This is a genomic window from Chryseobacterium sp. JV558 (genome assembly GCF_033712365.1).
Taxonomy (GTDB): Bacteria; Bacteroidota; Bacteroidia; order Flavobacteriales; family Weeksellaceae; genus Chryseobacterium.
On sequence record NZ_WJHU01000005.1, the window covers coordinates 163,025 to 188,689 of the forward strand.

The window sequence follows — 25,665 nt, forward strand, 5'->3', positions numbered from 1 at the left end:
TTGAAAGCTTATTTTTTTGTTATGGTTTGAAAATAGATTATTCTGCCTTTTTTACGGTTCTTGTTCTGGTTACCTTTCCTTTGACCAGCTTTTCTCTGTCTTCAATTATTTCAAGTGCTGCCCGGCTGTAAGCAAATTTTTTAGCTTCTTTAAGGGTTCCTAAAGCCTGTTTATATTCAAAGTTTCTTTCCTGCAGAAGAGAAAGACAGTTCAGAATTTCCGATTTGTCAATTCCTTTTAGCTTTATAGCAAATGTTATCAATTTTTCTGCTTCCTTATAATCTTCATTATTCAAAAGACATTCGATGTAATATTTGGGAGTATTGACATTTCCGATGTTACTCTGCATGGCTTCATCAAAGTATTTCTTTGCCGTTTCATAATCTTTCAGTTCTTCGGAATATACTCTTCCCATCAGACAAAGACTATCTGCATCTTCAGGTTCGTAAGACAGGGCATAGTTCAGCGCATCCATACATTCGGAAAGATTGAATGGAAAATAGTCTAGTGCTTCAAAATAATATTTACTTTTAGTTAAGGTCATTTTTGTAGTTTTTAAGGTCATTTTTCAAGACATTTCTCTGTTTTTTGAATGTCTTGTCTTCGTAATTCTTTTTAAAATCAGTTCCTGAAAATGTACGCACCGGATTTCCACGTTCTACCTGCATTTGGAGAGACCACGTTTCTTTCAGCTTTCTTTCCAGCCGCTGAATATAAACCGCCATTACCTTTTCTTTTAATCTGATAACAGAAAGTTTTTTATTCTCCAATTGTGAACGTGAATCCTGTACAAAAACGGTTTCTTTAGTAGGAATGTGAGTGGCACGCACCGCTGTATTCACTTTGTTTACATTCTGCCCGCCACTTCCCTGGCTTCTCGCTGTCTGGAACCGGATATCTTTTTCGTTGAAATCAATCATTTTTACATCTTCCAATTCGAAGATTCCGATAAACCAATTGCTTCTTTTGTGCAGTTTTCTGAAGGTACTTTTTCCTATCCAACAAACAGTTCCCAGCCAGCTTTTAAGAAACAGGTTTACCTCTTTACCTTTTAAAAGTAGGGTTACTGATTTCAGTGTCAGATTTTCATCACCGCTCTCACGATGAATAATTTCGTATCCTATTGTATTTTGTTTGGCCTCTTCAAGAAAAGTTTTCAAAACCTTTGCGGCTACCCATTGGCATTCTAAAGGTCCTCTTCCTGAAGAGATTTGTATTAATTTTTCCATTTTTTACGTCGGCATTTTGCTTAATAAGGAATGTCCTACCGGATCTATCCCCTTTTGTAATAAATCTTTTGCAGCCATCACTGCCCAGCATTTGTCACTGGAATGAATATTTCTGTAAAATGAAAGTAAAACATCAGGCTTCACAACGGTAAAGCCATCCGTTTCAATAGTTTCAAGATCATCTCTTTCAAAAAAATCTATGGTAATTCTATGGAACTTATCATTTTCCAATTCTACCGTTTTCTCGTACCTGCGAAAATTTTCCTCACTCGGCAGATGATCATATCGGGTCCAGACTTTCTGAAATCCTTCCTGCTGAAGAATGATAACCACGTCTGCTACATTTTCCTTTTTTACAAAAACATCAATATCTTTATGGTCGTGAGCATGCTTGTATTCTGTATGTCCTTTTTCTGACATAAAATGCCATGCCCAGCCTCCTGATATAATGATTTTATCTTTTAATCTATTTAAAATTTCGAGCCCCAACCGGATTCTGAATTCCGGCCAGACTTCACCGTATCTTTTTATGTTATGTGGTGCTCCCATTTTTTTGTTTTTTAATTGAACATTTTAAACCTTACAGGCTATTGAAGCCTATAAGGTTGTAAAGTATTACATTGATTATCTGTCCATTCTCACAATTCTCGGTTGGAATGTCCCCAGAATATCTACCAGTTCACTCTGTGCATTCATCACTTCGTTAATGTCTTTGTAGGCCATAGGTGCTTCTTCAGCATTTCCGCCCATCAGGGTGACATTTTTCAGTTTCAGTTCTTTTTTGATATCATGCTGAGTGAAAAGGGTTCTGCATGCTCCTCTTGAGTGTGCTCTTCCCGCACCGTGAGATGCAGAGTTCAGTGCTTCAGGATTTCCTTTACCACGAACGATGAATCCTTTTGCCGTCATGGATCCTGGAATTATTCCCAATTCATTCTCATTGGCAGGTGTTGCTCCTTTTCGGTGAACAATCACTTCTTTTCCGTTATGAATTTCTTTCCAGGCAAAGTTGTGATGGTTCTCAATTCTGGCTTTTACTCTTCCACCAACAGCTTTTACCAGCCTTCTGTGTATATCATCATGACAGGCTGAAGCATAATCTCCGGCGAGATTCATTGCTGTCCAGTATTCCAGTCCAAGATGTGTACTAAGGTCCAGCCAGGCGAAGTTTTGGGCTTCTTTTGGTAATGGACATTGTTCTGTCGCTACTCTTGAGTAATATTGAGCGATTTCTGCTCCGAGACCTCTTGAGCCACTGTGAGAAAGGATTCCCAGATATTTTCCTTTTGGCAGACCAATCTGCTCGTCTTCTTCGGTGATTTCTACTTCTCCGAATTCTACAAAGTGATTTCCTCCGCCTGAAGATCCCATCTGTTTGATAGCTTTTCCTTTTAATCTCCTTAAAATAGGGATCATATCGAATGTATCCCTGTCGAAGATCTCGTGATCTATATGAGATTTGTGCGTCTCATACATCCCGAATTTTGTATGTTCGGCAAGAGCTTTTTCATATTTATCTCTTGCTCCTTCAAGATATGAAACCGGTGTATCCAAAATACTGAGGCTCATTCTGCAGCCAATATCCATTCCTACTCCATAAGGGATTACCGCATTTTCCACGGCAAGAACTCCGCCTATTGGAAGTCCATAACCACTGTGGGCATCGGGCATTAATGCTCCTTGTGTAGAAATAGGCAGTTTCAAAGCAGTGTATAACTGATTTTTTGCCTCTTCAGAGATATTGTTACCAAAAATCTGAAATGAAGCACGCTGTGAATTCAGCATCCGTTTTTCCGTTTTTCTGGATGAAAGCAGGGTTTCTGCAATTTGTCCGAAAGTCAGATCTTTTTCAAATTCTACTGGATTCAGCAGGATTTCCTTTAAAAGAGCTTTTACATGGTGAATATTCTTCGTTGCAAAATTTCTTTTCATGACTTCCAATGCTACGTTTACGCTTTGGTTATTTGGATAGCCCAGTTTTAATATATCTTTTCCTTTTAGTTTTAAATTTCCCATTGTTTTTGTTTTAAATAACAGTTGGACTCATAAGTCCTGTAAGTTTTCTGCAATCTCTGTTGCAGACATTGTGCAGGTAATATATTTCCTGCTTTTGATAAGTGGAATATCTTCTCTTTTTCTTCTCCATGGGTATGATCTGCCATAAATTGTTTTGTGGATAATTCCTACAATTTTATGCTGTCCTAAATAATCTCCCAGTTCTGCACACTCTTTTTCCAGTTCAAAGTCTACAGGTTTATAATGGGTAATCATATTGGGTCTTGTACGCAGGGTAAATCTCCAGGGTTCAATAAATTCGTAGTAAGGAACATAAGACTTCCGGGCCGGGCAATATTCTTCCTGTTTCAAAAAATACTGTCTTTCTCTTGTTGTAAGTCCCAGCTTCGGGTCATTCCAGGAATATGAAGAAATATGTTTGAGTTTCTGTGCTCTTTCTACATATATTCTTCGCCCAAATTTTCTTTTCTTTTTCAAAAACTGTCGGCTTTCTGAATACATGTAGGTATTAATTTTCTTCAATATTCCTTCATAGAAATCTCCGTCTTTGGATCTCTTTACATCTTCCCTTACGGCAAAGAATCTTACAAAACCTCTTTGATAAGGTTTATCCAAAGGTATCCATGGAATATTTCGTCTGATATCCCAAAGTTCATCACTACGTCGATATTTTTTTCTTATCTGTTTTTCTACATCTTTTCTAATTGTTCTTTTTCTGCTTCTCACGCTTCTCAGGCGAGAAAACAGAAGGTTATCATTTTCCATTGTTTACAGAAGTATGATGTGAGATTATAATTTTTTTTCTCACATAACTTTTAATCAACTAAAATAATAGTTGAATGGATTAATAATAGACAGAAACAGTGCTGAGGGATATACCTCATCCTATTTTGTCCTTAATGACACTAAAAAAGATTTCGGGTAAACTTGGGAGTTTGAAATATTGCGCAATAAAAAACCCAAAATCTCTGCGACTTCGGGTTTTGATATTGTAATGTACTATTATTCTAAGAATGTACCAAACCGCGAAGCCTTACCACCATAAGTGGCAATCCAACTGTAGAATTCTGTTTAGTTCTGAACATTGCTTCGTCGTTTTTTAATTGGTTAAACTTGATTTTCAGGTGCAAATATATAAATTTTTCTGATAATCAAAATATTTTTTTCACTTAAGGTGAATAATACTGAGAAAAATGGCATCAATCACTTTGGTCATTCGCTTGGTATCTAACGTTTCCAAAGTATCGGTAATTTCATGATAATTTTTGTTTCTAAAGAAAGAGGTGTCGGTGATCATGAGTGCCGGGAAATCGAAATTCCAATAATTCAGATGGTCAGAATAGTCTATTCCTGCTACAAATTTGGGCGCTGAAAAGGTTTCTGTTTTGATCTGTCCTGAATCTTTGAAATTTCCTATAAAGTTTCTTACAAAAGAGCCAGCTCCACTGAATTCTTTAACCAAAGTAATAAAATCACCTTTATCACCGTATATCCATGAAAGAGCACCTACAGGAAAGCTCTGAGAACCTTTTTCATCTTTAAAATAGCCAATCATTTCTACACTTGCCATTCCATAGACATCGATCTTGTTATCTTTTAAATATTTTGCGTGGACATAACTTCCCATATTTTCAGTCCTGAAATAAGGAGGTTCTTCTAAGGTGTAGGCAACAAGATCTACTCTGTACTTCAGCTTCTGTTCTTTAAGCATTCTTGCCAACTCCAAAAGGGCTGTAACTCCGGTAGCATTGTCATCTGCACCCTGCTGGTCTCCGCAAACGTCGTAATGAGCTCCAATGATGATCCGTTTCTTGTTTTCTGTTCCAAAGGAAGTCATTACGTTCTTATATATTTTCCCGTCTACTTTATATTCCTGGTAAACGGTGCTGTCACCATAGGTATTGAAAGTTTGATGGATATAGTCTGCAACCGCATTCAGCTGTTCTATATTTTTATGATTTCTAAATTGCGGGGTTTGGGTAAGTACTGTTAAATGTTTTTTAACCAAAGAAGTATCTGCAATGACTTTAGAGCTTTGTATAGATTCATTTTTCTTCCCTGAAGCTAACAGAAAAACACCAGCGATAATAAATAAGCCTACAAGAAGAAACAGTTTTCTCTTTGTAGGCTTTATTATATTTTTCAGATTCATAGATTGCGTTTTAATTTCAAATTGAAATTAAAGCTTTTCTGTTTATTTTTCTAAAAATCTCTCTAAAATTTCTACTGCACATTTCGGAAGGTTGGTTCCAGGTCCGAAAATAAAGTCTGCACCGTTGGCATAAAGGAATTCATAATCCTGTTGAGGAATTACTCCGCCTACCACGATGGTGATATCATCTGCTCCCAGTTTAGATAGTTCTTCCACTACCTGAGGAACTAATGTTTTGTGTCCTGCAGCCAATGAAGAAACTCCTAAAATGTGAATATCATTTTCCACTGCTTGTTTAGCGACTTCTTCCGGTGTCTGGAACAACGGAGCAACGTCTACGTCAAATCCCATATCGGCAAATGCTGTTGCTACTACTTTTGCTCCTCTGTCATGGCCATCCTGCCCCATTTTAGCAACCATGAGTCTTGGGCGGCGTCCTTCTTCTTCTTCAAATTTCTGAGTCAGATTAAGGGCTTTTTCAAAGTATTCGTTTTTACCGGCATTCATTGCGTATACACCAGAGATTGTTTTAATATTTGCTTTATATCTTCCAAAGGTTTCTTCCATAGCATCGCTCATTTCGCCAAGCGTAACTCTTCTTTTCGCAGCTTCGATACATAATGCGAGAAGGTTTCCTTTTCCTGTTTTAGCACTTTCACGGATCTCATTCAGGATCTGTTCTACAGCATCAGCATTTCTCTCTGTTTTGATTGTGTTTAATCTCTCTATCTGCTTTCTGCGAACTTCTGTATTATCAATGTCCAAGATTTCTATCTGATCCTGTTTTAATGAAGATTTGAATGAATTTACTCCAATAATGAATTCTTCTCCACTGTCGATCTTAGCTTGTTTTTTAGCGGCAGCTTCTTCAATTCTCATTTTTGGAATTCCGGCTTCGATGGCTTTGGTCATTCCTCCTTCCTGCTCTACCTCATTGATATACCTCATCGCTTCTTCGATCATTTGCTGAGTAAGGCTTTCCACAAGGTTACTTCCTCCCATTGGATCTACAACATCACATATTCCGCTTTCCTGCTGAAGAATGATCTGAGTATTTCTTGCAATTTTTGCAGAATAGTCTGTAGGAAGAGCAATGGCTTCATCCAGTGCATTGGTATGGAGAGATTGTGTTCCTCCTAAAGCCGAAGACAAAGCTTCAATGGCTGTTCTTGTAATATTATTGAAAGGTTCCTGCTCTGTCAGAGACCATCCGGACGTCTGAGAGTGGGTTCTCAATGCAAGAGACTTTGGATTCTGAGGATTAAACTGTTTTAAAAGGGTTGCCCAAATATATCTTGCAGCACGCATTTTAGCAATTTCCATGAAATGATTCATCCCGATTGCCCAGAAAAAAGATAGTCTTGGGGCAAAATCGTCTACATTCATTCCTGCTTTAATTCCTGTTCTTACATATTCAAGACCATCTGCCAATGTGTAGGCCATTTCAAGAACCGGTGTAGCACCCGCTTCCTGCATGTGGTATCCGGAAATAGAAATAGAGTTGAATTTTGGAATGTTTTGCGAAGTATATTCAAAAATATCTGCGATGATCTTCATTGAAGGCGCAGGCGGATAAATGTAAGTATTTCTTACCATGAATTCTTTCAAAATATCATTCTGAATAGTCCCTGATAATAACTCCTGCTTTACACCCTGCTCTTCTGCTGCAACGATATAGAAAGACAAAATAGGAAGTACCGCTCCATTCATGGTCATGGATACTGAAATCTGATCCAATGGAATCTCATTGAAAAGGATTTTCATATCTTCCACAGAGTCGATAGCCACTCCCGCTTTTCCTACGTCTCCTACTACTCTTGAGTGATCTGAATCATACCCTCTGTGAGTTGCCAGGTCAAATGCTACAGAAAGACCTTTCTGACCTGCAGCAAGATTTCTTCTGTAAAAAGCATTGGATTCCTCTGCAGTAGAAAATCCTGCATACTGACGAACTGTCCATGGTTTTTGAACATACATCGTGGAATACGGTCCTCTCAGATAGGGTGCAATTCCTGGAGAAGTCTGCGTTAATGATTCATCTTTTACATCTTTTTTCTCATAGGATGATTTAAGTTCAAGCCCGTCTTTTTCAAAATTGTAAATCTCTCTTTCCTGAGGTAATACATTAAAATCCGGTTTTTTCACAGAAATTGTCTTTCGCATTCCAATTATTTTTGTCCCCGTAAAGTTAATTTTTTTGAACGAAACATGAAACTTCTGTTAACGTTCTGTTTTTCTATATTTTAACTAAAGAAAAAGGCCGGACAAATGCCCGGCCTTTCGTATTGTTATATCGTCTGCTTATTTTTTGATAAGCTTCGTATTGTAAGTATTTTTGTCATCTTTTATGGTGATCACATACATACCTTTGATTAATGAAGCGACATTAATTCTTTGTCCATCAATCTGACCTTCCTGAGCTAATCTTCCGTCAGCAGTGTAGATTTTGTAATCTGCCTTACCTTTAAGGTTTTTCACTTCTACGAAAGTATCTGCAGGGTTCGGATAAATTGAAATTTCAGATGATTTAACGTCTTTTGTTTCATTTACCGCAAGAGTTTCTGTAATTTTTACAGAGAAATCTTTGAATGAACCTTGTGAAATAACTCCACCTCCCTGTACTGGAACTGATGGGCTGCCACATGGCCCTGTAGCTGCATTAAAGAACGTATTTGCCACTCTCATTCTTAGGAGTTTATCTCCTGCATATGCAGTAGCAGGTACAGTGAATACCATTGTCCCTGTATATTGTCCATTTGCAGGAGGAACAGTTGTTTTAGTACCTATTTTCTCTGAAGCTTCAAAAACTCCGTTTCTGTTAAAGTCAATCCAAACTTCCATTTTGTCATTATAACCTGCTGTGTTACCAACATTGAAATATGACAGCGTATATTGTGTTCCCTTGGTTAAATTAATCTGTTTAGTTGCATCTTCAGTAAAATCCTGATAAGTACTGAAAATAGTTTTATAGGTTAATTGAGAATACGCTAAGTTCGCTAAGTTTAATTGAGCTAAACCACTGTTAAAGCTAAAGCTTGCAAAGCTATTTCCACCTGTTGTCATTAAACAATAGTCCAAACCAGTTCTTAAGCCTTTTGTTTTGAATGCATAAGTAGAAGAGAACGTTCCAGGAACTGTATTCACTACTGCAGCCACCTGAACTTCATAATTAGTCTCATCTTCAAGAGAACTCAATGATACAAAATTAGTAGCACTTGTAGTATTTGTCCAGTTAGTCTCCCCCAGTTTTCTATATTTAATAGCATATGTAGCACCTGGTACACTATTCCATCCAATAGTACCGGATGTTTTCAAAATCCCTGCAGCTATTGAGCCTACCCCTGTTGGAGCATCTGTAGTTGACGTAGGAGCAGTTCCAACTATAACCTTAGGAGATACCGCATAGAATACATTTCCAATGGCAGAAATTCTCAATTTAACAGGACCTGTTAAACCTGAAGGCATTTGAGCTGTATAACTTCCTGTGTTAGGAGTAGAAGCTACAAGTTCTGTCCATGTTGATCCGTTAACAAGATCTGTTGTATATTCAATTTTTACATTAGTCGCATTATAAGGTGCAGCATTGGTATTGGCTACATCCCATGAAATGGTATTAGTCGCATTATTATATAATGTTGTATTATCAATAAGACCATTAAATTTGAAAGGTCCGTCATTGGTAACAGTTACTGTAGTTTCAGCAGATACCAGCATTGGCTTAGCAGCATTCTCATCTCTAACAGTTACTGCATATTTAAGTACTCTTGGAATATAAGAAACTGTTTCCCATTTAGTTTTATCAGTTAAAGATCCTCCCATTACTACAGGAAGACTTGGGAAGTATCTTCTTCCACTTGCTGTACCAAAATAAGATCTTGTTAAAGCTCCTTGAGCACTATATCCCCAACCGCTGTCTCCTGAGATTGAGTTGTAAGAATCAACGCTATCATATTGTTCCCAAGTATATTTAATAGGATCAGTATCTGTAGCTGCAGCATCAAGATAATATGCTGTTCCTTTTGGAATACTGTAAGCAGGAAGAGCTGAAATTACCGGAGCGGTATTGGTTGTTATATTTTCTGATGTTCCGCATCCAGGCTTGCTGTCTAAGCTATTAAGAATCTGATTAACGGAAGAATAATGAAAATAAGCATCAGTAAAATCCTGAACATTATCTCCTGTAATTCCGGCATACCCCATAATAGTAGTTCCTCCTCCTGGCTCAATATTTACTCCTGAACCTTCTGAAACATGCGAGAAAGTATGGTTACCTCCCAGCTGATGTCCCATTTCATGAGCAGCATAGTCAATATCAAAAGAATCCCCTACAGGGTTTGTATTCTGTGTAAATGCAGATCCTTTTGCTAATGAAGTAGGTGTGGCAGGATCAACACATGTAGATCCGATAGAACCAGCATTTCCATTACCTCCAGAAGCATTGAAAACATGCCCCATATCGTAATTAGCATTTCCTACCTCGCTTGTTAAAGTTTGTTGAAGCTGTAGATTTAAGTTTCCAGTATAAGGATCATTTGCAGGATCTGTATAGATAATATTTTGAAGATCCTGAATAATCAGTTTTATTGCAAAATCTTTCTGGAAAATACCGTTTACACGAGTCATCGTAGCATTCATCTGAGTAACCGTATTGGTTATTCCTCCAGATGGATCAAATTTCTTTGTATATTCTCCTGTTGTTGAAAGCGCTAATCTATACGTTCTGTATTTTGTACTTGCTGGTCTGCTTGTAATTCCTACATTAGAAAGATTCTTCTTTCCAAAAGCTTCTAAAGACTTTATATCTTTTAAGCTTTTTTCTTCTGTAGAACATTCAAAGCCATGATCAGCATCTGTTCTTTTCGTTTTATAAAAAACTCCATACACCTGCTTATCTGTAGTAATAGGTTCTATAAACTGGAATTTTCCGTCTTTGATTATCATTGACTGCATTTCAGTAGGTGCAGTACTGAATCTTACATATTTGCCGGGATCATCTACCCCTACTCCTATATAAGACCCTAACTGATATCTGTCGGCCATAGATTTTTCCATAACAGGATCGCTATATACCGCAAACTTTTCAATCTTTCCTTCTGCTGTAGGTAAAGAAACGATAACAGCCTGAGCCCCTTTCCCTGTTTCTACAGCATCTTTTAAAATATTCCTAAGCGACTGTAAGTCAAATCTGTAAGAATACTGTACTTCTACTTCTTTTCTGATTTGAGACGTTTTTTGTGAGGTTGGCTCCCACCTCTGTGCATTAAAACTGGATAGCCCAGCAGCCAATGCACAAACTAGTAAAATTCTCTTTTTCATAATTACTTAATTAATTTAGAATTAATAAACTTTAAATATCCGCCATAAAAATAAGAATTATAAACATAACAACATAAAAAAAACGGCTTATTTTGTTTAAAATAAGCCGTTTTTTTAAATATTATATTTTTTAGAGTTATTTCTTTATTCCCATCTCAAATAAAGCAAATGATATAAGATCTGCATTTTCACTAATCACCTGATCTGTTGCTCTTCCGGCTCCGTGTCCTGCATTCTTTTCAATTCTCAGCAAAATAGGATTTTTACATGCCTGCTTCTCCTGAAGCTCTGCTCCAAATTTGAATGAGTGCGCCGGAACAACCCTGTCATCATGATCACTGGTAATGATCATTGTGGATGGATAGCAAGTTCCTGCTTTTACATTATGTACAGGAGAATATGATTTAAGATATTCAAACATTTCTTTGCTATCTTCTGCTGTTCCATAATCGTAAGACCAGCCTGCACCTGCTGTAAATTTGTTATACCTCAACATATCCAAAACACCTACTCCCGGGAATGCTACTTTGGCAAGATCCGGTCTCATCGTCATTGTTGCTCCTACCAGTAATCCTCCGTTTGATCTTCCGGAAAGGGCCATGTATTCTTTTGAAGTATATCCTTTGCTTTGAAGATATTCTCCGGCAGCGATAAAGTCTTCAAAAACATTTTTCTTCTGCTGTTTTGTTCCTGCATCATGCCATTTTTTACCATACTCTCCTCCTCCACGGATGTTTGGAACGGCATAGATACCTCCATTTTCCATCCAGATTGCATTCACCACAGAGAATGAAGGCTGCAGACTGATGTTGAACCCTCCGTAAGAGTATAGAATAGTAGGATTTTTACCATTAAGCTTAGTTCCTTTCTTATAATTGATCATCATAGGAACTTTTGTACCATCTTTTGAAGTGTAGAAAACCTGTTCTGAAACATAATCATCCGGGTTAAATTTCACTTTTGGCTTTTGATACACATCAGATTTTCCTGAGTCTACATTGAATTTATAAGTAGTGCCCGGTGTAATATAATTGCTGAAAGAAAAATATACCTCTTTCTCTTTTTCTTTTCCACCGAATCCTGAAATATTTCCTTTACCTGGAAGTGCAATTTCTCTAACCAGTTTTCCTGTTTTATCAAACTGTTTTACCTGATCTATGGCATCAATCATATAGGTTGCAAAGAAATATCCTCCACCTGATGAAATCCCCAATACATTTTCAGTCTGTGGAATCACATCTTTCCATGTTGCAGGAGCAGGATTACTGATGGTTGTTTTTACAAGACGCATATTCGGAGCATCTTTATCTGTAAAAATGAAAAGATCATCACCTTGTGTATCTACAATGCTGGCATTGATGTCAAATCCGTTTACAATCTGTACAAAGTCTCCTCCTTTTTGAAGGTCTTTGATGTACAGTTCATTGCCATTGGTAGCATTAGCCGCAGAAATGATCAAATATCTCTGGTCTTCAGAAACTCCGGCTCCTAAATATCTTCTAGGCGTTTTATCTCCCCCGAAGATCAATTTATCCTCAGACTGTTTTGTTCCCAGCTTATGAAAGTATACTTTGTGTTTATCTGTCATTCCGGAAAGTACGGTACCTTCCTTAGGTTTGTCGTAGCTTGAATAATAGAATCCTTCGTCTCCCTGCCATGAAATTCCACTGAATTTCACATCCACTAATGTTTCATCAATCTGTTTCTTGGTAGCAGCATCAATGATGATGATTTTGTTCCAGTCACTTCCTCCTTCAGAAATAGAATAGGCAGCAAGGTTTCCTTTTTTATTGAATGAAAGGTTGGAAAGAGATGTCGTTCCTTTTTCTGAAAATTTATTAGGATCTAAAAATACGTCTGTAGCATTGGTCTTATTGTTTGTTCTGTACAAAACAGACTGTGCCTGTAACCCATCATTTTTATAATAATAAGTATACTCTCCCTCTTTGAAAGGGGCTGAAATTTTTTCATAATTCCAGATATCCTTCAATTGGCTTTTAATTTTATCCCTGAACGGAATTTTTGAAAGGTAATTCTGGCTGTACGCCACTTCTTCATCTACCCATTTTTTAGTAGCTTCAGAATCGCTTTCAAGATCTCTGAAAGGATCAGAAACTGCACTTCCGAAATAGGTATCTGTCTGGCCTCCTTTTAATGCTTTAGGATAATTCATTTTCTGAGAATAAAAAGATGCTGAAAACAAAACTCCAGCTGTTAACAATATAGGTCTAAAATTCATACTGATCGGTTTTCTCAAAAATACGCAAAGTATGTGAAATAAAAAAAGTCCCTTTACATTGGGACTTTTTATTCTTTAATGGAGGATTTTTTCAACTATTCGTTTGCTCCGAAGCTTTCAAAATAGAAATCGGTAAGATTGGTAACAATCTCATCAGGACTTCCGTTCCAATAGTATATTTTATCACCTTCTTTAAGTTCGTATAGAGTAAAGTTTTGATCTGTTGTTACTGTTTTATCAGCATTTTTAAAATCCTGGGCTGCCTGCACCAAATATTTCTTCAGATCCTCTGCCTTAATTTTATTCAGATCACCTTTTGGTCCGGAAGTCAATTTTGATGGAACCTGGAAGTTTACTGAATAAGATATTTCTGCAATTTTTTGTCCTTCAACGTATTCATTGGGAACAACTTTTACATCTTTAATGGTTAGTTTTCCCGTTTTAAAATTTCCAAACATTGCTGTAAAGTACTCCTCCGCCTCTTTTTTACATGCAGCGGCCGTTGCTTTAGGGAAAGCAGACAGGAAATTCTCCACGCTGCCGTTCATCATTTCTTTTGAAGTTTCTTTAAAATCTACCTGGTAAGCATTCTGCCCTTCTACTGTGGGTTTTAAGTAATCATTCAGCTTATTCAATGCCGTTTCATCATTATTCACAAAAGTACCAAAGAACAGTTCAAAAGCTTCTTTAGGCTTCTTCACTTCAGTCTGAGCGATAAGCTGCTGCCCCATCATGGTAAGAAGCAGCAAGAAAATAATTTTGTAGTTTTTCATAGTTTATATTTTTATGTTTAGTGATTTGAAAAGATAAAGCCCCTGAAGAATCAGAGGCTTTGTATTTATTTGTTTTAATTTTAATAATTTTCTTCTTCTCCCTTCATTTTCTCTGCATTTTCTGCCATGATTACGGCATCAATCATTTCAGAAATATCCCCGTTCATGTAAGCATCTAGGTTGTACATAGACTTATTAATTCTGTGGTCTGTAACTCTACCTTGCGGGTAATTGTATGTTTTAATTTTTGCAGAACGGTCTCCTGTAGATACCATAGATTTACGTTGTGCTGCAATATCTCCCTGTACTTTCTGCAATTCGATATCGTAAAGCTTTGTTCTTAGCATTTCCATCGCCAATTCACGGTTAGCCAGCTGAGAACGGGCTTGCTGACATACGACCACCATTCCTGAAGGTTTGTGGGTAAGCTGAACTTTGGTTTCAACCTTGTTTACGTTCTGACCTCCGGCACCTCCTGAACGTGAGGTCTGCATTTCAATATCAGCAGGATTCAGTTCAAAATCTACTTCTTCAGCTTCCGGAAGTACAGCAATTGTGATGGCAGAAGTGTGTACTCTTCCTTGAGATTCTGTTTCAGGGACACGTTGTACACGGTGAACTCCTGATTCAAATTTCATGATTCCGTAAACACCTTCTCCTTCCACTTTCATGATCAGTTCCTTGTATCCTTTTGCTGCTTCATTAGAATCTGTCACTTCATGTCTCCATCCTTTTGTTTTAAAGTACATGGTATACATTCTGTAAACGTCTTCCACAAAAATAGCTGCTTCATCACCACCTGTTCCGGCACGTAATTCCACGATGATGTTTTTATCATCAGCAGGATCTTTAGGGATAAGCAGTACTTTAAGCTCTTCTTCCAATCCTGGAATTTTAGCCTGAGCTTCTAATTTTTCTTCTTTAGCCAAATCTACAAGGTCTCTGTCTGAACCATCAGCAATAATCTCATCCGATTCTTCAATGGCATCCAAAGCCCCTTTGTATTGATCATAAACCTTTACAATTTTCCCCAAATCACTATATTCTTTGTTTAAAGAAGAATATTTCTTTTGGTCTGAAATGACATCAGGCTGTATAATAAGGTCTGCAACCTCATTATATCTTTGTTTTATAGCTTCTAATTTTGGAATTAATGATTTAGACATTGTAGAAATTTTGTGGGTGCAAAGATAAGGATTATTAATTCAAAATTAAAATTACTGATCAGCATAAATTTTTGAGCATTAGGGATAAAGGGGGCAAAACTGTAAAAAGGTGGATTTACAAATTGCTTATCAGCAATTCTGTACCGTTAAGACTTACTCTGATGTTGTTTCGAAAGTCTCCTGTCAACCCAATATAAAATAATGCCTACAGCAATTATTCCCACCCCTATAAGGCTTTCTTTAGGGTTATGAATAAATGTGAAATAGAGAATATAAATACTGAATAATAGAAAAACAGCCGGAAAAATATGGAAAGCATTCGACTTAAAAATTTTCCTGTCTTTTTTCTTAAGGAAGAATACGGTAGAAATTGCCAGACTTGCAAAAAGCTGTAAAATAAAAGCAGTGTAGACAAAGATTTCTTTAAAACTTCCTGTGAGAATAATAACCGCTGCGATAACTGCATGGGCAAAGATCGCTCTTACAGGAATGCCTTTTGTGTTGCCTGCTGATAATGGTTTCCAAATGTAGGTATGTTTTGCAAAAGCCTGCGTCAACCTTGAACCTACCCATAAATAGCCGCTAATTGTGGCAATCAGCTGCAGAGCAATAAAAATATTGACAATCTTTCCAAAAGCAGGTCCCAACATATTGACAGCAGCTTCTCCCATCACGTCTTCTTTTCCTGCCAATTGGCTCACGGGAGCATGTTTCAGCATAATATAATTCACCAGAATATAGCTTATTGTCACGAAAACAGTTCCAATAATCAACGATTTGGGAAGGTTTTTCTGAACGTCTTTTATTTCTCCTGCAATATAGGAAGCGGAGTTCCAGCCTGTATAGGAATAGGTCACAAATACCAGAGAGGTAGCAAAGGCGGGAAGCATGATCTCATTCTTCCAGCTGTCACTAAAATTCAGACTGTTCCCGAACTGTGGAGATTCTGATAGCCCAACGCCCAGAATAACCAGCACAATAATAAAGGCTATTTTTATGAAAGTAAAAAAGTTATGAAATCTGCTGGATGTTTTTAAACTGAATGATAATGCAGCTGCAACCAAAAAGATCACTGCTATTGCAAATCCATTTCCGAAGGTATAATTGAATACGGAGAGGTATTTTGACATTGCCAGTGCTGCCAATGCAACTGGAGAGGAAAACCCAATAATCAGAGAAACCCAGCTTATCAGATATCCGAACAGCGGATGATAAGTCTCTTTAAGGTAAATAAAATCGCCTCCGTTTCCTTTGAAATGGGAACCTAATTCAGCATAGCAAAAAGCGCCGAACAAAGCAAGAATTCCCCCGATAGCCCATAACAGGAAAATACTGTAGGTATTGGTAATATCAGATAGCTGAAAACCCAGAGTAGTAAAAATCCCGGTTCCTATCATATTGGAAACGACAATGGCGGCGGCTGTTTTCCAGCCAATCTGATGTGAGGTAGTACTCATTTAATGATTAAAAGTTAAAATTAAGTCTTCCGAAGAAATAATTCCCCAGTGTTCCCATTTGTACCGGCGCATATTTGAATACTCCATAATATGAATTTTCATAAATCTGGCGATCCGGAAATACATCAAATACGTTATTAGCACCTACCGTAAAGTTGATGCTTTTTGTGATATCATATCCAACACTGATGTCGGTAACTACCTTTGGTGAGAATTCCTGAACTCCTCCAAATGGATAACCATCTCTTATTACTTTACCAAAATAAGTATTTCTTACGAGAAAATTGAACTTCCCGATTCCATAATTTAATCCTAATGATGCTTTGATTTTTGGAGATAGGGTTTCAATGATATTGATCTGATCGGGACCAAAAAACTGATCCTGAGGAGTTCCTAAATTTTCCGGAAAATGGAAATCTGTAATTTTTGTTTCTGTGTAATTTCCGGCAAGATTCATATTTAATTTTCCATTCCCGAGAATCCAATCATAAGAAACCACTACATCTACTCCTTTTGTTTCTGTATCAATGGCATTGGCAAAGAATCTTCCGCTTTCTACTTTAAACTGGTCTAACCTTGAGTCTGTAATATTGCTGGTAACCACAATTCTGTCTTTCACTTTAATCCAGTATCCATCTATAGCGATTGTCAAGTTATTTATAGGTTTCAGCGTAAATCCAGCACTTGCATTGACAGAAGTTTCCTGTTTGAGCTTATCAAATCCCAGAATTCTGGCGGCTTCGCTATCATTACTGAATATTCCTTTGGTAACAATCTTTGACCCGGAAGTAGAAATATCCGCATAAGAGTTATTAAAATACTGCTGTTGAAGGGAAGGCGCTCGGAATCCTGTCCCAACGGCTGCTCTTATCGCATAATTTTTTACGAACTCATATCGCACAGCAAGCTTTCCATTCAAGGTATTTCCGAAATCTGAATAATTTTCAAATCTGGCAGCGGCGTCAATATTTAATTTTTTATCTAAATCATACGAAACATCCGCATACACCGCTGTGGAATGCCTGTCTTTTTTCAAGGCATTGTTGGGAGAAAAACCGATAAAGGATTGAGATCCGCCTGCACCAAGCACTGTTGATCCTTCCGTAGCAATGTTTCCATTGATGTCATATTGGGTATAGGAAGCTTCGTCACCAGCTTTGATCTGGTATTGTTCAAACCTGAATTCTCCTCCGAATGCGATATTGAAACGGTTTATATTTTTAGAAACATCAAGATTCACGGTATTCTGAAGAAAACTATGGGCTCCTGCGTAAAAACGGGTTGGTGATTTTACTCCGAGAGATGCATTGTTGGTATTGCTTACATTATAATTGAAGGTATTGCTGCCGAATGTATTGCTTAGATCGAATAACCAATCGTTGACATTATATTTTGCGCCTACAGCATAAGAAACGTCATATACCTGAGATCCTAAACTTGCTTGAAAACCGTTCGGATAAATGGATGAAACTACATTAGATTTTTCACTTGGCAGTCTTCTGAAACCAAATCCTTTTCCTTCTTTGATACTGAAACCTCCGAAAGAATATACTTTAAAATTATCGTTAAATGGGTATTCTGAATTGAAAAACAACTGCCCTTGTCTGATTTGGGCATCTCCGATCTGAAAATTGAAATCATCCCGGGTTAATCCTCTTTTTTCAATTTCTGCATCATCCGCAGCTCTGGCAGCTTTTACGGCTTCAGCGTCACCAGCAAATTCATAAGCGAAATTATCTCCAAAAATATCTAAATCATGATTTTGAGTTCTTGTAGTTTTTCCTCTGTGGCTTAATTGCAGGGAAAGGTTGATATACCCGTCTTTCTTTCCTAATGAAGTTCCATAGTTGGCTCCTGCCTGATAGGTATCCCCATCATTTCGCCCAGTCAATCCGTAAGTAAGACTTGCTGAGACTCCTGCATTTTTTTTAAGAATAATATTGATTACTCCTGCAATGGCATCAGACCCGTATTGCGCTGCGGCACCGTCTCTTAACACTTCTATTCTATCAATTGCAATGACAGGAATTGTGCTCAGATCTGTTCCCACAGAGCCATTTCCTACTGTATTCTGATAGTTGACTAATGAAGTTGTATGCCTTCTTTTTCCGTTAAGCAATACCAAAACCTGATCTGGTCCCATTCCTCTTAGAGTTACAGGATCAATATGTTCTGTACCATCAGAAGCTGATTGTCTCACTGCATTAAACGATGGAATCACATAGTTTAGAAGATCCTGAGCAGTCATTTGCGGAGAACTCCTCTGGATTTTGTCAATATTGATAACATCTACAGGAACGGGTGTTTCCAGTTTTGTTCTTTTGACATTACGGTTTCCAACGATGATAATATCTTCGATTTGTTTTCCTTTTTCCTCGTTTTCCTGAGCAGCAACCCAAATTACCCCAAGCAATAATACCGCTGTACTTAATTTTTTCATTTTCTTCTTGCCAATTAATAATAACAATCTGACGGATCTTTCCGCAGATAAACAAGACTTCAAGAAATGGAATTCATATAAGAATATTGACTTCACTTATCTCCCCCGCAGGATTGGAATTAGCACCTTTACACTTCTCGAATCGTGCAGGTTGCTAAGGTTTCTTTGGGCCAAATCCCTCCACCTTTCTTGATAAATCTACTGCAAAAGTAGACTAATTTTTTAAATATACAAAAAAGCAGATCTGCTGTACTGCAAATCTGCTTTCTCTTTTACTTTACAATCATCTTTTGAATGGCAATTCCTGTTTCCGATTTCAGCTGAACCAGATAAGTTCCTGCCGGATAATTGATTTTCACTTCATAGATTCCGCTTTCTTTCTTCAGTTTGAATGAATCCAGTTTTTTACCGGTCATATCAAAAATCAAAACCTCTCCGTTTTTCGCTTTGTTAAAAACTAATTTTGCAGTTCCGTTTTGTATCGGGTTATCAGCAATCTGAAGCGATAATTTATTTACAGCGTTTGGATCTGTTGTTGATAGTGCTCCTGCATAATTTCCAAAAATTCTGAATTCTCCCGGTTGCAAAGTTATCGGAGTCGTGGTAGAAGCTACATTCGAAATACTGTCATCCATCAGATTCTGCCATTGCCCTGTGTAAGGAAAGTAAGGAACAACGTTTTTTGCAGCTGTATCATAGTTGGCCAGTACCACCACATTTTTTATCCCAGTTGTAATAGCCGGATCATACAGATAAATTCTCGTGATCAATCCATTAGGATCATTAGTCAGATTATTGGATTCTATACTGTACGTTTTAGTTTTAAAAATCTGATGGGTATTTCTGATCGTGATTATTTTCGCCCATGTATCATACACGGCTTTTCTGTTTACGTTGGTATCGTAGTTTAAAGTAAATGCAACTGGTTTTTCATCGGTTCTGCACCCGTTATTAATGGTACCGTCAGCACATCTGTTGATACTGAACTCATATCCTAATTCGCCAAACTGCCAGATCATTTTCGGACCTGGAATGGTAAAGAAAGTTGCTCCGAAAGTTTTCATTCTTTCAAGAGCAGTATTAAGATTTTTAACATCGTAACTTCCGTTGACAGCTCCATAGGTAAGATTTTTAAACATCAGCCTTTCTTCATCATGGCTTTCTCCATATCCTACAGCACGCATATTGGTAAAACCATGAAGACTATGGTTCATTCTGTCATAATTACTGTTGTCTTTATATCCCATTGTATTCTGATTATAAGGATCTGTTTGTTTATTCCAAAGCATCACTCCTTTTCCTTCTGCTACCCTGTAGTTTGCCCATTGCTGTTCTTCTGCATCCGTTCCCAGATGTTCAAAGATCATATAAGAATTCGGGTCAATGGCCCATTGTCTGTCTGCATAATGCTTCATAATATCCACTCTGTCTTGCTGATAAGCATTCGTGCAGGTTTCATCGTTTTCAGAACAGCTTTGGGTAAAGCCTTTTGTTAAATCCCAACGGAATCCATCTATGCGGTATTCTGTCAGCCATTGCTGTAGACATCTTTCAACGTAATATTGAGTTGAAAGGCTTGTATGATTAAAATCGTTAAATACATTGTATGAATGTTTCGGAACCTGATTGAAATAAGGGTTGTTTGCTGCAACATTTCCGTAACCGTCTCCATCAGGATCTACATTCCAAAGTCTTACCAGAGGAGAACGTCCTGTTGCATGGTTAAATGCTACATCCAGAATCACTGCAATTCCATTCTGGTGGCATAGATCCACAAATTCTTTGAATTTTTCCGGAGTTCCGTAGGCTTTGTCCAGTGCATAATGGAAAGAGGTGTTGTAACCCCATGAAAGATTTCCATCAAATTCCATGATGGGAAGTAATTCTATAGCATTGATTTTTAGATTTTTTAAATAAGAAATTTTATTAATCAATGACTGCCAGTTTTTTTCCTGTGTGAAATCTCTCAATAATAATTCATAGACCACCAGATCTTCTTTCGTAGGTCTCTGAAAATTGGTCGTCTGCCAGTTATAGGCGGTCTGTCCTGTTTTAAACGTTGAAACTTCAAACCCTTGTCCGGCTGGAAATACTGGTAAATTCGGATAAGTTGAAGCTGAAATCCACGGATCATCATAAGACGATAAGATCTGTGGTGAATAAGGATCTGCCACTTTTCTCAGGTCATTTGTTCTGTACTGGAAAGTATATAATTGCTGAGGAGTCAAGCCAATTAACTCAATCCAATAAAGATCAGGGTTTGTGGTATCTTTTTTCATTAAATACGTATCATTCACCGCCCAGTTATTAAAGCTCCCGATGACATGTACAAAGCTTTTGCCCGGTGCATATATCGCAAGCCCTACCTTAGTCTGATCTGTCGGATGATAATTAATCCCCTGCTTGATCCAGTTTGGAATGGTTTCAGAAACAACATTTCTTGGAACCTGTAAAATGAATGTTGCAGTTTTAGAATTGGATCCCTGTGTGGCCACAAGTTCCATACTCGCATCCTGAGTGACGGTATAACTATAAGAATAGGCCTGTGAAGACGCTGTCGTTGAGTTGACAACAGCTCCGTTTGCTTTTAACTGAAACGTTGCGTTAGTATTTGTTGCAGCAGTAATATTAATGGAGTTTCCTGCCGGAACAGAAGTCAAACTATTGGCTAGTGGATTGGTGAGATTTAAGCTTAAAGTACCTACATTTACAAATATGTCCGGGGAGGTTTGATGGGATCCTGTTTTATCTTTTAATAAAAAACCAAATCTGCCGATTCCTGTTCTTCCATAAAAAGAAGTTGGTATAAAAGTAAGTGAATAGCTATCTGTAGCAGCATTATAATTTAGTTTATTCAGATCATTGGAGCTGCTCCAGCTTCCATTGGTGGGGCAATCCTGACTGTTCTGATAATTAGTATCAAAAGACCACGTCCAGATATAAATGGCATTGTTAGACACACCCCATGCGGACTCATCAATCTGATCTCCAGGAACAGTAAGGGTAATGGCATCTGTTTCGTTGAATGGATTTGGACTGATGGTATAATTGATCTGCCCAAAAACAGCCATTGTAATCAACAGAAAAACAACGGAATAAAACTTTTTCATTTCTTATTTTTATCGAATATAGTATAAATTTTTCTTCATAACGATTATTCCTCCTCAGTCTTCATCAAATATTTCAATTTCCCGGGAAAAAATAAAATTAAAAAAAGGCTCATGAAATTTTCATGAGCCTCTCGATAAAAGTAATTGTAATGAACTATTTTTTGGACGAAAATCTTTCTTATTGCAATTCAATTAATTTTTTATAATCTTTTTAGAAACGGATTGTCCGTTCTTTAATTTTAATTCAACGATATATAATCCTGAAGGAAGTTCAGTCATATTGATCTGATTATCCGAGAACTGCACATTCATTTTTTGTCCTACTGCATTGACAACGTTTACTTTGTCAATCGCGGAATCTGATTTAACAGTAAGAATTCCTTTTGTCGGATTAGGATGTATTCCTGTTACTGCATTATTCAGCTTAATATCTGAAGTGCCTAAAGAAGATGAAGGCTTAATACATCTTACTGAAGACCCCTGCCCTCTCATAGATCCAGCAGATGGATTGGCAATAGTAGATCCGATATACAGATATTTCGCACCTAAACTTGAGGTATCTGAACTCCAGAAATATCCTCTTTGGCCTACGAAAGTAAAGTTACCATCACTGGAGTTTCTGTATCCTCCTGCCGGTAATTTAAGATTACTGCTGTAAGCTGTTGTCGGGTTACCGATACCTTCAGCACCTATTAAAACAGTCCACTCTCCCTGGGAAGGCATTTTCCACTCTGCTCCAATAGCTTTACAAGGATCTACTCCAGTAGATGCATTAGCCTGCGAAGCCGTTACTCCATTCCATGTATCTGAACTTGCAAAACCTGCCCACCATGCCGGAGATCCTACAATATATGCACCTCCTGCAGCAGCAATTCCTTCTGGTGTATTAAGTGAAGGCGCTTGTGCTGTCTGTGAATTTCTAAGCTGATGCCCGTCATCCCATCTTCCCCATTGGAAAAGATCGCCATATGAATTCACATCTGCTATTGATGATGCAACCTGTGTACTTCCAAGATTCTGCTGAAGCCATATTTTTCCGTCAGCACCTCTTACCGTGGAATAAGCCACCTGCTGACCGCTATACATAAAACTTACACAACCTACATCTCCTGCATTGGTTCCGGGGTCTGTATTGCTGCATGTCTGAGGATTTAATGTCAGAGAAATTCTTTTAACTTTCGTGGTATCATCAGAATAAGCCAGCACAAGATAGTTGTGCACTTTATCAATAGCAAGATCATTGTATTTTGCTTCACCATCAGAGACAAAATCTCCTCCAAAAGCAACCCAGTTTTGTGAATCGTCTAATTTATAAACTGTATTTCTCAGAAAATTATCATTTTCAAAACGGCTGGCAACCACATACGATTTCCCTGATTCCGTCACTGCTAAAGCAACGTGCTGAACTTTTCCGTCTGAAAAATTAGCATTTCCAACCTGAACCCAAGCGTTTCCATCAAATTTTTTAACATTCACTTTTCTACCTCCTCCTGAGTTTGAAACATACGCTACATAAATTGTATTAGAGCCATCCAATGCGATATCAGCATTGTATTGCTCTCCTGAAGAAGAAGCATCTGCTGCTGCACCTCCTACCAGAGTCCAGTTTTGTAAAGGACCTGCACCAGTACTGTTTTGATATACTTTTAACCCTCCGGAAACATTACATGTATACACCATGTCATTGGTGCCAATCACCATTTCTGCAAATTCTGCACCTCCTGAAAATCCCGCATTTCCTACCTGTTCCCATGCACCTGCAGCATATCTTTTCACAGTTCCTGATCCATAAGACCCATATGTAAAGAGAATATTATCAGAAGATACCGCAGAAGCCTGATAATTAACTGTATTATCGGTTACATTGGGAAGTTGAGACCATAAAGATCCGGTAAACAGACGGACTTCCATCCCTGACTCCGGATAGCCAAGCTGATTGGTATAATAAAGACTGTTTCCATTAGGGCTTATAGATAGTGAATTGTAAGTTGCCGTTCCTGTTGTAACTCCCGCACTTCCTCCTAAATATGACCATGAATTCCCGTTAAATTTCTGGACAGAACCTCTGGCTACAGAAACATCATAATATGACAGATAATAATTTCCTGAGTTGTCAATCACTAAATTATTAAAACTACTTCCTCCTGCTGATACATCCTGAATGCCTCCAACATTTTCCCATTGCTGAGCGTACAAGCAGCTTCCGGCGATAGTCAGTAACGTTAATCCCGTTCTGATTTTCTGTATTGCAAAATGTAAATCTCTAAACATATAAAATATTATTTTTAATTATTCTAAATTTAATTTAATTTTGCGCAAAAGTACCTCTCCTGTTTAACCCCGAGTTATCATTTCCGAACTTTTGGTTATCCTATGATGGTATTTTACCTTAAGTAGTTGTACCATGGCCGTAAAAATGTGTTGTATGAGGAAACCATCTAAAAGTGGACTTTTGTTCAGATCCGAAGACATCAAAATCATCATGCAGGAAGATCTGTGCCCTGATCAAACCTTCAAGTCTCATATGCTGGAAGGGAAATCCAGCTTTAATCTTCTTTTTCTGTTAAGTGATGAAGTCAATTTAGAAGCTCATGACTGCGGAACCAAATTTTTATTTAGGAAAAATCAATATATTCTCCATTATTCACCTAAAGAAAGTGTTGCCGAACTATGGACCGAAAACCAGGAAATTCTGAAATATCTTCAGATTCAGATCAATTATCAATATGTTTTCAACCTCATCAATCCGGATCTCAACCGCGAGAATGCAGAAATCCTGGAAAACATGACTCATAATAATTTCATATTCCTCCATAAAGAAACACCACCGGATATGACTGTTGAAATGCATATGATTGTAAAGGAAATTCTGGGCTATACCAAGAAAGGAATCATGCAGAAGCTGTTTATAGAGGCTAAAATTATCAAGCTTCTAATTTTGATTTTTGAGCAGTTCAATGAGAAAAACATTTTGGAATCTACTCCAAAGACTTCTGAAATGATCAGGAAATTCATTGATGAAAATTACCACAGAAATATAAAAGCAGAAGAAATTGGAAAGTATATCGGCATGAATCAGAATATGGTCAGAAAGGAATTCAAGGCACAGTATCATACAACAATTGCTCATTATATATCGGAACTCAGAATGCTGAAGGCAAAGAAACTGATCACAGACAAGGAGATTATGATCAAGGAAATCGCTATTGAATGCGGTTATGAATATCTCCAGAACTTTACACGGGCTTTTAAAAAGAAATTTGGAGTGTCACCAGAAAGCCTCAGGAATAATAAATAGAAAAACCGCCTAACGAATTAAGCGGTTTTATATATGTTGTTTTGCTTTGATATTACTTTTTCAGAATTCAGGTGAAAAAGCAATGACAATCAATTAATGATGATGTCCGTGATCGTGAAGGAAAGGTCCGTTTCCTTTAGGCTCGCTATAGATAACTTCTACACCTTCCTGCTCAGAAACAAGTTTTCTTCTGATATCTTCAGGATCGAAAGGTTTTACTTTTCCGAAATACTCTTTCAAACCTTCAGTTAGCCACATTGGGATTACTAATCCGAAGAACATAAAAATACACCAGAACCCCACTAAGAACATAGTGATGAAGAAAATAGTCCAAAGGAACTGGTAGAATGGCCAAAATGCTGATAATATCGTTATCATTCTCTTTAAGATTTTAGGCAAAAATAAAGCTTTTTTCTTTTTTACACAAAAGATCAGTGCTCTATTTTGTTATTTATTTTAATTTTAAACT

At 37.5% G+C, this 25,665-nt stretch carries 17 protein-coding genes and 1 riboswitch; of the genes, 1 reads left to right on the top strand and 16 read right to left on the bottom strand.

Annotated features, from left to right (window positions below; translation table 11 throughout):
* Positions 1–37 precede the first annotated feature (37 nt).
* From GFU89_RS18010 to GFU89_RS18080, 15 genes are all read right to left on the bottom strand, one after another.
* Positions 38–544: a hypothetical protein gene (locus tag GFU89_RS18010; protein WP_318848455.1), complete on the bottom strand. Its 507-nt coding sequence runs from the start codon at positions 542–544 to the stop codon at positions 38–40.
* The gene (gene prfH / locus GFU89_RS18015) at positions 531–1,229 is read right to left on the bottom strand and encodes a peptide chain release factor H (RefSeq protein WP_318848456.1); all 699 of its coding nucleotides are present in this window, start codon (positions 1,227–1,229) and stop codon (positions 531–533) included. Before prfH ends, GFU89_RS18010 begins: the two co-directional genes overlap by 14 nt.
* A 3-nt stretch (positions 1,230–1,232) precedes the next feature.
* Complete coding sequence (locus GFU89_RS18020) at positions 1,233–1,778, bottom strand: hypothetical protein (protein ID WP_318848457.1); 546 nt, start codon at positions 1,776–1,778, stop codon at positions 1,233–1,235.
* Positions 1,779–1,853: 75 nt separating this feature from the next.
* Complete coding sequence (locus GFU89_RS18025; RefSeq protein ID WP_318848458.1) at positions 1,854–3,245, bottom strand: RtcB family protein; 1,392 nt, start codon at positions 3,243–3,245, stop codon at positions 1,854–1,856.
* A gap of 27 nt (positions 3,246–3,272) precedes the next feature.
* Positions 3,273–4,010 (bottom strand): hypothetical protein, encoded by a 738-nt coding sequence (locus GFU89_RS18030; protein WP_318848459.1) that lies wholly within the window; start codon positions 4,008–4,010, stop codon positions 3,273–3,275.
* Between the two features lie 400 nt (positions 4,011–4,410).
* Positions 4,411–5,397, bottom strand: coding sequence for a M28 family peptidase (locus GFU89_RS18035; protein ID WP_318848460.1), 987 nt, complete (start codon positions 5,395–5,397; stop codon positions 4,411–4,413).
* 42 nt (positions 5,398–5,439) lie between these two features.
* Positions 5,440–7,560, bottom strand: coding sequence for a methylmalonyl-CoA mutase (gene scpA / locus GFU89_RS18040; RefSeq protein WP_318848461.1), 2,121 nt, complete (start codon positions 7,558–7,560; stop codon positions 5,440–5,442).
* A 138-nt stretch (positions 7,561–7,698) separates the two neighbouring features.
* Positions 7,699–10,713, bottom strand: a complete 3,015-nt coding sequence (locus GFU89_RS18045) for a reprolysin-like metallopeptidase (protein WP_318848462.1) — start codon at positions 10,711–10,713, stop codon at positions 7,699–7,701.
* A gap of 136 nt (positions 10,714–10,849) precedes the next feature.
* Positions 10,850–12,886: a prolyl oligopeptidase family serine peptidase gene (locus GFU89_RS18050; protein ID WP_318848534.1), complete on the bottom strand. Its 2,037-nt coding sequence runs from the start codon at positions 12,884–12,886 to the stop codon at positions 10,850–10,852.
* A 161-nt stretch (positions 12,887–13,047) separates the two neighbouring features.
* Entirely contained in the window at positions 13,048–13,725 is a 678-nt protein-coding gene (locus GFU89_RS18055; RefSeq protein WP_318848463.1) for a hypothetical protein, read from the bottom strand.
* An 80-nt stretch (positions 13,726–13,805) separates the two neighbouring features.
* A complete protein-coding gene (prfA, locus tag GFU89_RS18060; protein ID WP_318848464.1) occupies positions 13,806–14,891 on the bottom strand; it encodes a peptide chain release factor 1 in 1,086 nt (361 codons plus the stop codon).
* Positions 14,892–15,037: 146 nt separating this feature from the next.
* A complete protein-coding gene (locus tag GFU89_RS18065) occupies positions 15,038–16,348 on the bottom strand; it encodes an APC family permease (RefSeq protein WP_318848465.1) in 1,311 nt (436 codons plus the stop codon).
* Positions 16,349–16,355: 7 nt separating this feature from the next.
* Positions 16,356–18,788 (bottom strand): TonB-dependent receptor, encoded by a 2,433-nt coding sequence (locus tag GFU89_RS18070; protein WP_318848466.1) that lies wholly within the window; start codon positions 18,786–18,788, stop codon positions 16,356–16,358.
* Positions 18,789–18,881: 93 nt separating this feature from the next.
* Positions 18,882–18,987: riboswitch (SAM riboswitch) on the bottom strand.
* 73 nt (positions 18,988–19,060) lie between these two features.
* Positions 19,061–21,898 (bottom strand): alpha-amylase family glycosyl hydrolase, encoded by a 2,838-nt coding sequence (locus tag GFU89_RS18075; RefSeq protein ID WP_318848467.1) that lies wholly within the window; start codon positions 21,896–21,898, stop codon positions 19,061–19,063.
* Between the two features lie 192 nt (positions 21,899–22,090).
* Positions 22,091–24,169: a T9SS type A sorting domain-containing protein gene (locus tag GFU89_RS18080; RefSeq protein WP_318848468.1), complete on the bottom strand. Its 2,079-nt coding sequence runs from the start codon at positions 24,167–24,169 to the stop codon at positions 22,091–22,093.
* 154 nt (positions 24,170–24,323) lie between these two features.
* Here GFU89_RS18080 and GFU89_RS18085 point away from each other — a divergent pair, with 154 nt between their 5' ends.
* Complete coding sequence (locus tag GFU89_RS18085) at positions 24,324–25,196, top strand: AraC family transcriptional regulator (RefSeq protein ID WP_318848469.1); 873 nt, start codon at positions 24,324–24,326, stop codon at positions 25,194–25,196.
* 93 nt (positions 25,197–25,289) lie between these two features.
* On the opposite strand, the gene GFU89_RS18090 is transcribed toward GFU89_RS18085, so the two are convergent.
* The gene (locus GFU89_RS18090; protein ID WP_172625768.1) at positions 25,290–25,574 is read right to left on the bottom strand and encodes a hypothetical protein; all 285 of its coding nucleotides are present in this window, start codon (positions 25,572–25,574) and stop codon (positions 25,290–25,292) included.
* Positions 25,575–25,665: the final 91 nt, after the last annotated feature.

What these genes read in the sequence shown, in the direction of transcription:
- GFU89_RS18010 (WP_318848455.1), bottom strand. Translation starts at nt 544, where the DNA reads ATGACCTTAACTAAAAGTAAATATTATTTTGAAGCACTAGACTATTTT.
- prfH (WP_318848456.1), bottom strand. Translation starts at nt 1,229, where the DNA reads ATGGAAAAATTAATACAAATCTCTTCAGGAAGAGGACCTTTAGAATGC.
- GFU89_RS18020 (WP_318848457.1), bottom strand. Translation starts at nt 1,778, where the DNA reads ATGGGAGCACCACATAACATAAAAAGATACGGTGAAGTCTGGCCGGAA.
- GFU89_RS18025 (WP_318848458.1), bottom strand. Translation starts at nt 3,245, where the DNA reads ATGGGAAATTTAAAACTAAAAGGAAAAGATATATTAAAACTGGGCTAT.
- GFU89_RS18030 (WP_318848459.1), bottom strand. Translation starts at nt 4,010, where the DNA reads ATGGAAAATGATAACCTTCTGTTTTCTCGCCTGAGAAGCGTGAGAAGC.
- GFU89_RS18035 (WP_318848460.1), bottom strand. Translation starts at nt 5,397, where the DNA reads ATGAATCTGAAAAATATAATAAAGCCTACAAAGAGAAAACTGTTTCTT.
- scpA (WP_318848461.1), bottom strand. Translation starts at nt 7,560, where the DNA reads ATGCGAAAGACAATTTCTGTGAAAAAACCGGATTTTAATGTATTACCT.
- GFU89_RS18045 (WP_318848462.1), bottom strand. Translation starts at nt 10,713, where the DNA reads ATGAAAAAGAGAATTTTACTAGTTTGTGCATTGGCTGCTGGGCTATCC.
- GFU89_RS18050 (WP_318848534.1), bottom strand. Translation starts at nt 12,886, where the DNA reads ATGAATTATCCTAAAGCATTAAAAGGAGGCCAGACAGATACCTATTTC.
- GFU89_RS18055 (WP_318848463.1), bottom strand. Translation starts at nt 13,725, where the DNA reads ATGAAAAACTACAAAATTATTTTCTTGCTGCTTCTTACCATGATGGGG.
- prfA (WP_318848464.1), bottom strand. Translation starts at nt 14,891, where the DNA reads ATGTCTAAATCATTAATTCCAAAATTAGAAGCTATAAAACAAAGATAT.
- GFU89_RS18065 (WP_318848465.1), bottom strand. Translation starts at nt 16,348, where the DNA reads ATGAGTACTACCTCACATCAGATTGGCTGGAAAACAGCCGCCGCCATT.
- GFU89_RS18070 (WP_318848466.1), bottom strand. Translation starts at nt 18,788, where the DNA reads ATGAAAAAATTAAGTACAGCGGTATTATTGCTTGGGGTAATTTGGGTT.
- GFU89_RS18075 (WP_318848467.1), bottom strand. Translation starts at nt 21,898, where the DNA reads ATGAAAAAGTTTTATTCCGTTGTTTTTCTGTTGATTACAATGGCTGTT.
- GFU89_RS18080 (WP_318848468.1), bottom strand. Translation starts at nt 24,169, where the DNA reads ATGTTTAGAGATTTACATTTTGCAATACAGAAAATCAGAACGGGATTA.
- GFU89_RS18085 (WP_318848469.1), top strand. Translation starts at nt 24,324, where the DNA reads ATGAGGAAACCATCTAAAAGTGGACTTTTGTTCAGATCCGAAGACATC.
- GFU89_RS18090 (WP_172625768.1), bottom strand. Translation starts at nt 25,574, where the DNA reads ATGATAACGATATTATCAGCATTTTGGCCATTCTACCAGTTCCTTTGG.